11 protein-coding genes are annotated in these 12,469 nt (G+C 68.6%); 6 read left to right on the plus strand and 5 right to left on the minus strand.

Annotation, left to right across the window (positions count from 1 at the left end; translation table 11 throughout):
* Positions 1 to 169 precede the first annotated feature (169 nt).
* Positions 170 to 1,738 (plus strand): tRNA (N6-isopentenyl adenosine(37)-C2)-methylthiotransferase MiaB, encoded by a 1,569-nt coding sequence (gene miaB, locus MKW15_RS07555; RefSeq protein ID WP_374246651.1) that lies wholly within the window; start codon positions 170 to 172, stop codon positions 1,736 to 1,738.
* A gap of 64 nt (positions 1,739 to 1,802) precedes the next feature.
* Entirely contained in the window at positions 1,803 to 2,399 is a 597-nt protein-coding gene (locus MKW15_RS07560; protein ID WP_240856969.1) for an Rv2732c family membrane protein, read from the plus strand.
* A 7-nt stretch (positions 2,400 to 2,406) separates the two neighbouring features.
* Here MKW15_RS07560 and MKW15_RS07565 read toward each other — a convergent pair whose 3' ends face one another.
* Positions 2,407 to 3,837, minus strand: a complete 1,431-nt coding sequence (locus tag MKW15_RS07565; protein ID WP_240856970.1) for a DUF349 domain-containing protein — start codon at positions 3,835 to 3,837, stop codon at positions 2,407 to 2,409.
* 168 nt (positions 3,838 to 4,005) lie between these two features.
* On the opposite strand from MKW15_RS07565, the gene MKW15_RS07570 reads away from it, so the two are divergent.
* Genes MKW15_RS07570 through hflX form a run of 4 tightly spaced genes read left to right on the plus strand, consistent with a single transcriptional unit; the run spans position 4,006 to position 8,118 of the window.
* Positions 4,006 to 4,749 (plus strand): class III extradiol ring-cleavage dioxygenase family protein, encoded by a 744-nt coding sequence (locus MKW15_RS07570; protein ID WP_240856971.1) that lies wholly within the window; start codon positions 4,006 to 4,008, stop codon positions 4,747 to 4,749.
* A gap of 11 nt (positions 4,750 to 4,760) precedes the next feature.
* Positions 4,761 to 5,675, plus strand: coding sequence for a tRNA (adenosine(37)-N6)-dimethylallyltransferase MiaA (miaA, locus tag MKW15_RS07575; protein WP_240857039.1), 915 nt, complete (start codon positions 4,761 to 4,763; stop codon positions 5,673 to 5,675).
* Between the two features lie 29 nt (positions 5,676 to 5,704).
* Positions 5,705 to 6,610, plus strand: coding sequence for a diaminopimelate epimerase (gene dapF / locus MKW15_RS07580; RefSeq protein WP_240856972.1), 906 nt, complete (start codon positions 5,705 to 5,707; stop codon positions 6,608 to 6,610).
* A 44-nt stretch (positions 6,611 to 6,654) separates the two neighbouring features.
* Positions 6,655 to 8,118 (plus strand): GTPase HflX, encoded by a 1,464-nt coding sequence (gene hflX, locus MKW15_RS07585; protein ID WP_240856973.1) that lies wholly within the window; start codon positions 6,655 to 6,657, stop codon positions 8,116 to 8,118.
* Positions 8,119 to 8,184: 66 nt separating this feature from the next.
* Here hflX and MKW15_RS07590 read toward each other — a convergent pair whose 3' ends face one another.
* The 4 genes from MKW15_RS07590 to MKW15_RS07605 all read right to left on the minus strand — a co-directional run bounded on the left by MKW15_RS07590 (position 8,185) and on the right by MKW15_RS07605 (position 12,379).
* Positions 8,185 to 8,445 carry an HPr family phosphocarrier protein gene (locus MKW15_RS07590; RefSeq protein WP_240856974.1) on the minus strand — a complete coding sequence of 87 codons (261 nt, stop codon included), beginning with the start codon at positions 8,443 to 8,445 and terminating at the stop codon, positions 8,185 to 8,187.
* Between the two features lie 80 nt (positions 8,446 to 8,525).
* On the minus strand, positions 8,526 to 10,583 hold the full coding sequence (locus MKW15_RS07595; RefSeq protein ID WP_240856975.1) for a PTS fructose transporter subunit IIABC: 2,058 nt from the start codon (positions 10,581 to 10,583) through the stop codon (positions 8,526 to 8,528).
* 63 nt (positions 10,584 to 10,646) lie between these two features.
* Complete coding sequence (locus tag MKW15_RS07600; protein ID WP_240856976.1) at positions 10,647 to 11,612, minus strand: 1-phosphofructokinase family hexose kinase; 966 nt, start codon at positions 11,610 to 11,612, stop codon at positions 10,647 to 10,649.
* Positions 11,609 to 12,379: a DeoR/GlpR family DNA-binding transcription regulator gene (locus MKW15_RS07605; protein ID WP_240857040.1), complete on the minus strand. Its 771-nt coding sequence runs from the start codon at positions 12,377 to 12,379 to the stop codon at positions 11,609 to 11,611. The genes MKW15_RS07600 and MKW15_RS07605 overlap by 4 nt, the downstream gene beginning before the upstream one ends.
* Positions 12,380 to 12,469: the final 90 nt, after the last annotated feature.

The raw sequence follows: 12,469 nt of genomic DNA on the forward strand, positions 1-12,469 counted from the left end.
GGTGGTTCCCGATGCTGCTTGCGTCTGCGACGCGTCATTCGGCGAAACGGTCATAAGGCACCCTAACCGCGTAATCGGCCTCAGTCGCGCTGGAACGCGAAACGTCGCCTCGGGGTGTCGCAATGATGTCCTCAGGAGTCGATTTGCACCGATCCGTACCCTGGTAGGAGTGAGTATCGACCTCTCGGAGCCCCGCGACCTGGCAACATCGCCAGTCGGCGAGCCGGCTCATCAGACGCGCAGCTATCAGGTGCGTACCTACGGGTGCCAGATGAATGTGCACGATTCCGAACGTATCTCCGGCCTCCTGGAGGGCGCCGGATACGTCCGTGCGGCCGACGGCGCCGAGGCCGATCTGGTGGTGTTCAACACCTGCGCGATCCGGGAGAACGCGGACAACAAGCTTTACGGCAATCTGTCGCATCTCGCGCCCGTCAAATCGAGCCGTCCCGGTATGCAGATCGCGGTCGGCGGGTGCCTCGCCCAGAAGGACAAGGACACCGTCCTCAAGCGGGCGCCGTGGGTCGACGTGGTCTTCGGGACGCACAACATCGGTTCGCTGCCGGCGCTGCTCGACCGCGCACGCCACAACGAGGCCGCCCAGGTCGAGATCCTCGACGCGCTCGACAGGTTCCCGTCGACGCTGCCGGCCAAACGCGAGTCCGCATACTCGGGGTGGGTGTCGGTGTCCGTCGGATGCAACAACACCTGCACCTTTTGCATCGTGCCGTCGTTGCGCGGCAAAGAAGTGGACCGCCGCCCCGGCGACGTGCTCGCCGAAGTGCAGGCCCTCGTCGACCAAGGCGTCCTCGAGGTGACCCTGCTGGGGCAGAACGTGAACGCCTACGGCATGTCCTTCGCCGATCCCGAACTGCCGCGCAACCGCGGCGCATTCGCCGAACTCCTTCGTGCCTGCGGAACCATCGACGGCCTCGAACGGGTCCGGTTCACCTCGCCGCACCCCGCCGAGTTCACCGACGACGTCATCGATGCGATGGCCGCGACCCCCAACGTCTGCCCGCAGCTGCACATGCCGCTGCAATCGGGGTCCGATCGCGTGCTGCGCGCCATGCGACGCAGCTACCGGCAGACCAAGTTCCTCGGCATCCTCGACAAAGTGCGCGCCGCGATGCCGCACGCCGCGATCACCACGGACATCATCGTCGGCTTTCCCGGGGAGACCGAAGAGGACTTCCAGGAGACGCTGGACGTGGTCGCCCGCGCTCGCTTCTCCAGTGCGTTCACCTTCCAGTACTCGCCGCGACCCGGAACCCCGGCGGCAACCATGGCCGACCAGGTGGCACCTGAGGTGGTCAGCGAGCGTTATCAGCGGCTGATCGCCCTACAGGAACAGATCTGTCTGTCGGAGAACGAGTCGCTGATCGGCTCGGAGGTCGAACTGCTCGTGGTCGACGACGACGGTCGCAAATCGGCCCGGACACAGCGGATGACGGGCCGAGCCCGGGATGGGCGGCTGGTGCACTTCGCGGTCGACGCCGCCGCCGACCGCGCCCGTATCCGGCCGGGCGACGTGGTGCACACGACGGTGACGGCGGCCGCGCCGCATCACCTGATCGCAGACTCCGGGGTGGCCGGGCACCGGACGACCCGTGCCGGCGATGCCCACGAACAGCAGCGGACCCCGACCACGCCGCCGGTCGGCGTCGGCCTCGGTATCCCGGCCATCGGTGTTCCGCCGGTGGCGCAAGAGGTTGGGTGTGGCGGCGGTTGCGGTTGAGCCGGGTGCACCATGGACGCGGGTTCACGATTGACACTGAGAACGACATGATTGAGGCGATGACATGACACAGCCGGACGGGTCCGCGGACCGATTCGCGGAATATGCGGGGGACCTTCGCAAGGCCGAGAAGAAGGTCGCCGGAGAAATCGATCCCGGGGCGCGCGCACTCGTCGTCGCCGTCGCCGTGCTGCTGGCGATGGTCTCGCTGATCCTGCCGCATACCGGTTCGGCCACCGGGATCGAGGTGCTGACCTTTGCCCCGGACTCCAAGGCGGAGTTGGTCACCATCACCTCCAAGGTCTTTGTCTACCTGCTCGTCATCTTCGGGATCGGCGCGTCGATGCTCGCACTCCTCACGCGCCGGTGGCTCATCGCGTGGATTGCTCTGTGCGGCAACGCGATTGCGTGCGTGGCCGGGATGCTTGCGTGGTGGTCGCGAAACACTCCCGGCGTCAACGACGTCCATCCGCCGAGCGGCGTCGGGATCGGGCTCGTCCTCGGGTGGCTCGCGGTCTTCGTCTTGACCTTCCACTGGGCGCGGGTGGTATGGGCCCGCAGCACCTACCATCTCGCCCTCGAAGAAGAACGACGCAAGGAAGCCGCCGCACGCGACGCGCATGCGCTGTCGTTGCAGCGCAAGCCCGACAACCCGGCCTGACGGCGGGTCAGCGGTCGCCGATGGCGCTCTGCGCGGCCTGGGCCCATTCCCGCCACTGGGCGGCCTGCTCACGCAGCGCGGTGGCGTCCTTGTCCTTGCCGCGCTCGGCCGCTTTGCGTGCCTGATCCTCCAGCTGTGCGGCGCGGTCGGCGAACTGTGCGGCCCGAGCCTGGGCCTCCGGGTCGGTGCGCTGCCACTGGGCGTCTTCGGCGTCACGGATCCGCTTCTCGAGGCCACGTGCCCGGGCCTCGAGTGACGACATCTGATCGCGCGGAACCTTGCCGATCTCGTCCCACTTGTCGCGGAACACCCGAAACTCGCGGCGTGCGCCGTCGAGGTCGGTGGCCGGATCGATGGCCTTCTCCGCTGCGTCGAGCAAGTCGATCTTGGCCTGGGCGTTCGCCGTGAACTCGGCGTCGCGTTCGGACGTCGCCGCGTTCCGGGCGGCAAAGAAGACGTCCTGCGCGGCCTTGAACCGCTGCCAGAGCGCGTCGTCGGCATCGCGGGGTGCCCGTCCGGCGGCCTTCCACTCGGTCAGCAACTCGCGGAATCTCGCCGACGTCGGACCCCAGTTTGTCGAACTCGACAGCTCCTGAGCCTGGGTGATCAGTTCTTCCTTGCGGGCCCGGGCGCCTGCGCGCTCGCGGTCGAGCTCGGCGAAATGGGCTCCACGCCGACGGTTGAAGCTGTCGCGCGCCTTGGCGTAGCGCTTCCAGAGGACGTCGTCGGTTTTGCGATCGACACCCTTGATCGTCTTCCATTCGTCGAGGATCTGCCGGAGACGGTCGCCGGCCGACTTCCACTGCGACGCCTCCGCACCGATCTGCTCGGCTTCGGCGGCCAGTGCCTCCTTGCGGGCGATGGCGTCGGCGCGTGCCTTCTCCTTGCTCTCCCGGATCTCGTCGGCGACCTCGTCGGCACTCCCGACGATTGCGGTCAATCGCGTGTGCAAAGCCGAAACATCGCCGATCACATGGGCGTTGGGCAGCTCGTCGAGCAGATGTCGGGCTGCAGCCTGCGACTTGCGCGGATCGCCCGACCGCGCGGCAAGACGCTCCTCCAAGATCTCCACCTCGGTGGCCAGATCGTCGAAGCGTCGGGCGAAGTGGTCGAGTCCCTCTTCGACGGTGCCCGCCTGCCACGACCCGATTTCGCGCTCACCGTCTTCGGTCTTCAACCACACCACGCCGTTCTCGTCGATCCGGCCGAACTTGTGCGGATCGCCGTGCGGGATCAGCGTGGGGGCGATCACCGGCGGGGTCTGCACTACGTCCGGACGGGCCGTCGCACCGGGTCGGGGACCCGGTTTGGGGCGCGGACCCGGCTTGGGCTTGGGAGCGGGGGGAGCCGGGGTCGGAACGAGGGTGGGTGCATCCGATGCCGGTGAATCCGAGGCTGCCGATTCCGGTGCTGGGGCGGGATCGTTCGGGTTGGTCATGTGCAGGGTCCTACCGCTGGTTGGTTGCCGCGCGTCACGGCTGCCGGTCGCTGGAGACGAAGGTCGTCGCGATCCTACGCGCGCGACGAACTTCGACACTACGGATCCATTCAAGCAGTTCAGGGCCGCGCATGTGGCGACAGCCGGTAGCTGGGCTAGCGTCGTGGTGTGTTGGCTGCCGTCGTCTTCGAACCCAGCGCTCCGCTCCTGGTCCCCGAGGTGGCCGGTCCGGCAGCGACCGACACCGTTGCGGTGCGTGCCGCCGCGGTGTCGGCACTTGCGAGCGCCACGACCGGCTGCGACAAGTGGATCGCTCTCGGCGCCACCGATTGTGGCGGCTCGGGACAGATGCCGACGCCGTCGGAGGTCGGCACCTTCGCGCGGTTCGGCGTGGATGTGTCCGTGACCCTGACCGCCGGCCGAACCGATCCACACGCTGTCGATCCGGAGATGAGTCTGTCGATGCTCGTCGCGGCATGGCTGCGCGGCCAAAGCGGAATCGACCGGTGCCGGCCCGTGCTCGTCGGTGCCGACACCTCCGCCGCCGGGTGCGCCGTGGTGGGCCGCGGACTCGCGACCGAGATCGCGGCGTCCGATGAGCGGTTCGGCGTGCTCGTCGTCGGCGATGGCGCGACCGCGCTGTCGGCGAAGGCTCCAGGGGGCGGACTGCGGGAGTCGGCGGTCGTGTTGCAGAAGGTGATCGACGAGGCCATGGCAGGCCCGGAACCCGAACGGCTTGCCGCGCTGAGCGAGCCGGAGTGCGAGGCCGAGGGCGTCGCAGGTCGGGTCGCCTGGCAGGTGGCCGCGGCACTGTGTACCGGACTCGCCGTGCGCTCCGAGGTGCTCTACGCCGACGCGCCGTTCGGCGTCGGCTACACGGTGGCGCGATGGATTCCGGAAGGTGCCCGGTGACCGGTACGGCGATGACCGGTGGCGCGACGCGCCCCATCGCCGTCGTCGGGCCCACCGCGGGCGGCAAGTCTGAGCTGGCCCTCGACCTGGCCGAACGGCTGGGTGGGGAGATCGTGAACATCGACGCCATGCAGCAATACCGCGGCATGGACATCGGGACGGCCAAGGTGCCGATCGACCAGCGACGTGGCATCACGCATCACCAGATCGACGTCCTCGACGTCACCGAGGTGGCGACGGTGGCCCGCTACCAGGCCGCCGCGACGGCCGACGTCGAGCGATTGCTCGCCGCCGGGCGGGTACCGGTGATCGTCGGCGGTTCGATGATGTACATCCAGGGTCTGCTCGACGGCTGGAGCTTCCCGGAGACCGACCCGGACGTCCGGCGGCGCTACGAGGACGAGTTGGCGGCGGTCGGGGTGGCCGAGATGCACCGCCGGCTGCGCGCAGTCGACCCGGCGGCAGCGGCGTCGATCCTGCCCACCGACGGACGCCGGATCGTCCGAGCGCTCGAGGTCGTCGAGCTCACCGGCCGCCCGTTTGCGGCCTCGGCACCGCAGATCGGTGAACCACGCTGGGGCACAAGAATTATCGCGCTCGACCGCGACACCGCCGAGCTCGACGACCGGATTCGGGAGCGAACGCGGCAGATGTTCGCCGACGGGCTCGTCGACGAGGTGCGTGAACTGATGCGGCACGGTCTCGTCGAGGGGCGTACCGCGTCGCGGGCGATCGGCTACGTCCAGGTGCTCGCCGCCCTGGCCGGAGAGTACGACCTGGAGACCGCGGAGGAACTGACGTTTGTCGGTACCCGGCGCTACGTGCGCCGCCAGCGGTCGTGGTTTCGGCGCGACCACCGCATCGTGTGGCTCGACGCGAGTGCACCCGACCTCGCCGACCGCGCGCTCGACACGGTGCACGGCTGAGTGCCCTGGCGCGCACGTATCCTGGACCGATGACAGCGACCACCGGCTTGCGCTTCGCGAAGGGGCACGGCACCCAGAACGACTTCGTGATCCTCGCCGACCCGGCGGCCGAACTCGACGTCGACGCGGCGCTGGTCGCGGCACTGTGCGATCGGCCCCGGGGCATCGGGGCCGACGGCCTACTGCGTGTCGCACGATCCGGCGCGCTGGTGTCCGGCGGTGTGCTCGACGGACTGCCCGACGGCGTCGAGCCCGACGACTGGTTCATGGACTACCGCAACGCCGACGGCTCGATCGCCGAGATGTGTGGGAACGGCGTCCGGGTGTTCGCGCACTTCCTCCGGGCGAGCGGGCTCGTGGACGTCGACCGTTTCACGGTCGGATCCCGCGCGGGTGGCCGGCCGGTGACCGTGCACAGCTTCGACCACGTCCACGCCGACGTCACCGTCGAGATGGGTGTTGCGCGGGTCGGCGACGACGGCAAGGTGCGCGTCGGTGACGACCTCTACGTGGGAACCAAGGTCGACGTGGGCAATCCCCATCTGGCCTGCGTCGTCGGCGAGCTGACCGCCGATGCGCTCGCCGCGGTGGACTTCACCACGGGTGTCGTGCTCGAGCCCGACGAGTTTCCGCACGGCGCGAACGTCGAACTGTTGACTCCGCCCGAACCCGCCGACGACGGGGTGCTCACCGCGCACATGCGGGTGTTCGAGCGTGGGGTCGGGGAGACCCGCAGTTGCGGCACCGGTCTCGTGGCAGCCGCCGCGGCGGCCTTCGCCGGACGCGGCGAAACAACCGGCGACCTGCGCATCCACATACCCGGTGGCACCGTGCGGGTCGCGATCGACGCATCGGGCGCTCGGCTGCGTGGCCCGTCGATGCTGGTCGCCGACGGGGTGCTCCGAGACGGATGGCGGGACGCGGGCGCGCAGTAAATGATGTGCTAAGCACACCGGCGACGTGCCAAAATGGTCGTAGTATGACCGAATCAGCAGCACACATCAGTTTTCCGGACGATCTTCTCGAGGCGCCCGAATCCACTCCCACGACATCCACACCCACAACAGGCGAGCTCCAACTCTCCGAGCGCGCGTCACTGCAGCGTGTGGCCGGCTTGTCGACGGAACTCACCGACGTCACCGAGGTCGAATACCGCCGCCTCCGACTCGAACGGGTCGTTCTCGTCGGCGTGTGGACCGAGGGCAGCGCGGCCGCGGCCCGCGCCAACATGGTCGAGCTCGCGGCGCTTGCCGAGACCGCGGGTTCCCAGGTGCTCGACGCGCTGATCCAGCGTCGCAGCAAACCGGACCCCGCCACCTACATCGGGTCTGGCAAGGCCGACGAACTGCGCGAGGTGGTGCTGGCCACCGGCGCCGACACCGTGATCTGCGACGGTGAGCTCACACCCGCACAGCTGACCGCGCTGGAGAAGGTCGTCAAGGTCAAGGTGATCGACCGCACCGCGCTCATCCTCGACATCTTCGCCCAGCACGCGACCTCCCGAGAGGGCAAGGCGCAGGTGTCGCTCGCCCAGATGGAATACATGCTCCCGCGCCTGCGCGGCTGGGGTGAGTCGATGTCACGGCAGGCCGGTGGTCGCGCCGGCAGCAACGGCGGCGTGGGCCTGCGTGGTCCCGGTGAAACGAAGATCGAGACCGACCGGCGGCGTATCCGTGAGCGAATGGCCAAGTTGCGCCGCGAGATTCGCGGCATGAAGAAGGCCCGCACCACCAAGCGGGCCGCGCGCCGGCGCAACGCCATCCCGGCCATCACGGTGGCCGGCTACACCAACGCCGGCAAGTCGAGCCTGGTGAACGCGATGACGGGTTCCGGTGTCCTGGTGCAGGACGCACTGTTCGCGACGCTCGATCCGACGACGCGGCGCGCGACGCTCGACGACGGCCGCGCGGTGGTGTTCACCGACACGGTCGGATTCGTCCGGCACCTGCCGACCCAGCTGGTCGAGGCATTCCGATCCACCCTCGAAGAGGTGGTCGACGCCGACCTGGTGCTGCACGTGGTCGACGGGTCGGATGCCTTTCCGATGGAACAGATCTCGGCGGTGCGCCGGGTGATCAACGAGATCGTCGCCGAGGAGGGCGTGGCTGCCCCGCCGGAGTTGTTGGTGATCAACAAGATCGACGCGGTGGACGCCACCCGGCTGACCGAGATCCGCGGCGCGGTGGGAACCGAGGCGGCCTTCGTGTCGGCGCGCACCGGCGAGGGACTGCCCGAACTCTTCGAGCGCATCCGCGAGTTCGTGGGCTCCTCCGACGTCGAACTGACCATCGCGGTGCCCTTCTCGCGTGGCGACATCGTCTCGCGCGTGCACAGCGAGGGTGAGGTACTCGCGGCCGACCATCACGCCGACGGCACCACGATGCGGGTGCGGGTGCCGTCCGCCTTCGCCGGGGAACTCGCGCCGCTCGCGGTCGACGCCTGACACCGCAAGACACGAGTGGCCGATCACCTCATAGGTGACCGGCCACTCGTTTCGTCGTCGGGCGGGTTACTCGGCGTCGAGGTCGCTCTCGACGAGTTTGACGATCGCGTCGAGGGTGTTCTGATCGTCGGCGGTCACGACGACCTTGGTGCCCTTCTCCGCGCCAAGCGTCATGATCATCAGGGCCGAGCCGGCATCCACCGGTTCACCGCCCTCGACCGCGAGGGTGACCGGCGAGCCGGCGTCCGCGGCTGCCTCGGCGATGATGGTGGCCGGGCGTGCGTGCAGGCCGACGGCCGATCCGACGACGGCGGTGGTACTGGGCATGATCGCTCCTTTGCTGAGGTTGGTATTGGGTTCTACTCTGCCAAGTTCGACCGCGTGGCGGCGCGAATCCGGCGAGCGTGTCACGCCGCGACGGGCTCGTAGGCAGGAACCGTCAGGGCGGCGCGGCTGGTGTGCCACTGCTTGGCGGCGATCACCAGGACTGCCGACAATACGGTTCCGGCCGCCAGCGACACCAGGAACAGCAGCCAGTTGTTCATCGTGAAGAAGACGAAGATGCCGCCGTGCGGGGCGCGCTGGGTGACGCCGAAGGCCATGATCAAGGCGCCGGACAGTGCACCACCGGCCATCATCGAGGGGATCACCCGCAGCGGATCGACGGCGGCGAACGGGATGGCGCCCTCGGAGATAAACGACGCTCCGAGCAGCCATGCGGCCTTTCCGTTCTCACGTTCCGGCTCGGTGAACAGACCCGGGCGCAGCACGGTGGCGAGAGCCATCGCCAGCGGCGGAACCATGCCGGCACACATCACGGCTGCCATGATCTCCAACTGCGCGGTGGTGCCGACTGCGAGGCCCGTGGTCGCGAACAGGTACGCGGCCTTGTTCACCGGACCGCCGAGGTCGAAGCACATCATGAGACCGAGGACGATGCCCAGGATGATCGCCGAGCCACCCGACATGCTGTTGAGTCCGTCGGTCATCTGATCGGTGACCCAGGCCAGGGGCTTTCCGAGCAGCATGTACAACAGAACGCCGATGACCATGCTGCCGAGGAGCGGGATGATGACCACAGGCATCAGACCTCGCGCCCACTGCGGTAGCGGCAATCGCGAGATCCACAGGCAGACAACGCCGGCGATGAGACCGCCGATCAGGCCACCGATGAAGCTGGCGCCCACCTGGACCGAGACGAGACCTGCGACGAAACCGGGTGCGATGCCGGGCCGGTCGGCGATCGCGAACGATATGTAGCCGGCCAAGGCGGGGACGAGCATGCTCATGGCGAGACCGCCGACGGCGAAGAGGACCGCGCCGATGTATTGACCCAGTCCGCCGGCGGGGAGATCCCACAGGCTGTTGTTGAGGGCGATGAACTGTCCGTCGTTCAGGGCGCCGTCCGGGTCCAGATTCGTGTTGGCGATCTCATATCCACCGAGGAACGGGAGGAAGGCCAGAGCGATCAGCAGGCCGCCGGCCGCCACGAACGGGATCATGTAGCTGACGCCGGTCATCAACGCTTGCTGCAGCTGCTTGCCGAGACCGACGCCGCCTTCGGGCGTGGCGTCCGACGCATCGGCGCCGTCCCCGGCGGTGACCACCGCGGCGTTCGGGTTCTTCGCTGCCGCAACGGCTTCGGCGATCATCGTGTCTGGTTCGTTGATCGCGCGCTTGACGCCGGATGCGATGACGGGCTTGCCGTGGAAACGCTCCTTGCCCTTCACCCCGACGTCGGTGGCGAAGATGACTGCGTCGGCGTTCGCGATGACGTCCGAGGCGAAGGGTGTGGTGGCCGACGAGCCCTGGGTCTCGACGGCGAAGTCGACACCGGCGCGCTCCGCGGCGTACTTCAGCGCGTCGGCCGCCATGTAGGTGTGCGCGATTCCGGTCGGGCAGGCGGTGATCGCGACGATGCTCGGCCGGTCACCGGACTGATCGTCGGCCACCGGCGCCGATGTTGCGGCGGCGGGTTTGGTGACGGCGACGGTGGATGCGGGCTTCGCGGCCGGATCGATCGCCTCGTTGACCAGGGCGATGACCTGGGCGTCGTCGGGTGCGCTCCGGAGTGCCTCGACGAAGTCCGGCCGGACGAGGGCGCGGGCAAGTGAACTGAGCAGCTTCATGTGTTCGCTGGCGCCACCCTCGGGTGCGGCGATGAGGAACACCAGATCGGCGGGGCCGTCGGGTGCCCCGAAGTCGACCTTCTCCGACAGGCGTGCCATCGCGAGGCTCGCCTCGGTGACCGACGCGGCCCGGGCGTGCGGGATCGCGATCCCGCCGGGCAGGCCGGTGGCCGACTTGGCTTCGCGTGCAAGGGCTCCGCGGGTGAGGTCGGCCGGATCGGTCGTCCGCCCGGCGGCGCCGAGCGACTCCGCGAGGTAACTGATGACGGCGGCCGGATCGTTGCCGGCGTTCACGTCGAGACTCACCGTTGATTCGGTGATGATCTGCTCTGCCATGGGGGTTCCTTCTCGAGGTGCTTTCTGGGTTGGGGGTGGGGTTTGTGATCGTTGGGGCGGGGTTCAGGTGACTCGTGCGGCTCCCGTCAGTTCGGTGACCCGGACTCCGTCGAGGTCGAGCTGATCGGGGGTGGGGGCCTGAGTGCCGGCGAGGGCGGCTGCCGCGGCGCCGTACGCGACGGCGCTGCGGAGACGTTCCGGTTCGGACGCACCGCGTGTCTCGGCGACCAGGTAACCGGCCAGTGACGAGTCGCCTGCGCCCACCGTGCTGCGGGGGACGATCGGCGGTGGAGTCGCGAACCACGAACCGGCCGGCGTGGTGAGAATGGCGCCCGTCGCGCCGAGGGTGGAGAGCACGGCACCGCCGGTGCGGTCGACGATGGTGCGCGCGGCGGCGACGATCGGGCCGAAATCTCCGGTCGACGCAGAGCGTCGGAAGACCTCGCCATCGGCACCGGTCACCTCTGCGAGCTCGTCCTCGTTGGGCTTGAGCAGGTCGACGGACCCGAGTGCCGCTGCGTGCAGCGGAGGCCCGGACGTGTCGACGGCGATCCGGCATCCGAGGTCGGAGAGGTCGTCGGCAACGGTGCGATACCAGTCGACCGGAACTCCCGGCGGCAAGGAGCCGCAGAGGGTGACCCATACGGCGTCGGCCGCGTGGGTCCGGATGAGATCACCGAGAGCGCTGAGCTGTCCTGCGTCGAGTTCGGTTCCGGGTGCGTTCAGTTTGGTCGTGGTGCCGTCGGGTTCGGCGATGGTGATGTTGGACCGGATTTCTCCGTCGACCGCGACGGTCTCGTACGGCAGCCCGACGCTGTCGAGGGCCCGCAGCAGCGGATCTCCGTCGCGTGCGGGCAGGATCGCACGGGTCGCGATTGCGGCCTCGGCGACCACGCGGGACACGTTGATGCCCTTGCCGCCGGCCTCGGCTCGGGTTGCGACGGCGCGCTGGACCTCGCCTCGGTCGAGGGGCCCGGGCAACTCGAGTGTGCGGTCGAGGCTGGGATTGGGTGTGACGGTGAGGATCATGCGATCACCACGTCGATGCCCCGGGCCGACAACGCCGCGGAGAAGCCTGGATCAACACCCGAATCGGTGACGAGGACGTCCACGTCGTCGAGATCGGCGAAGCCGGACAGGTCTTCGCGGTTCATCTTCGACGAGTCGGCGAGGACCACAACCCGCTGCGCGACGCGGACCATTGCCGCTTTGACCGCGGCTTCGTCAGGGTCGGGAGTCGACAATCCGTGCGCCTCGCTGATGCCGTTGGCTCCGACGAAAGCGGTCGAGACCCGTAGACGTTCGAGCGCCGCAACGGTTTCGGCGCCGACGGTCGCCTGGGTGAGACCGCGCACGCGGCCGCCGATCGCGTGCAGGTTGGCCGAATTGTGGTTGGCCAGCAGGCCGGCGATCGGGAGGCTGTTGGTGATCAGGGTGAGACGACGGTCGGTGGGCAGCGCGGAGGCGGCCTGGAAGGTGGTGGTACCCGCGTCGAAGAAGACGGACCCGCCGTCGGGTGGGAGAAAGCGGATTGCGGCACGGCCGATGGCGGCCTTCTCGTCGGTCTGGGTGACCTGCCGCTCGTCGATTCCGCGCTCGCCGATCACCCGCATGACCCCGGCGCGCACCGCACCGCCGTGCACCCGCTGCAGATGGCCCGCCCGTTCGAGGGCGGCCAGGTCACGGCGGACGGTCTCACTCGTCACCTCGAATCTGGTGGCGAGTGCGGCGACGGAGGCGCGTCCGTTCGCGCGTACCTGTTCGGCGATCGCCTGTTGGCGTTCTTCGGCGTACAACACCGCTCCGATCTCTCGATGGGACATCCGGGTGGATCTGTCTGCGATTCCCGTGTGGTTGTGTTGATCTGTGTGGCCTTGAGTGTTGAT

Origin of the sequence: Gordonia gummivorans, from assembly GCF_022513585.1 — a bacterium.
In the GTDB taxonomy this organism is placed as follows: Bacteria; Actinomycetota; Actinomycetes; order Mycobacteriales; family Mycobacteriaceae; genus Gordonia.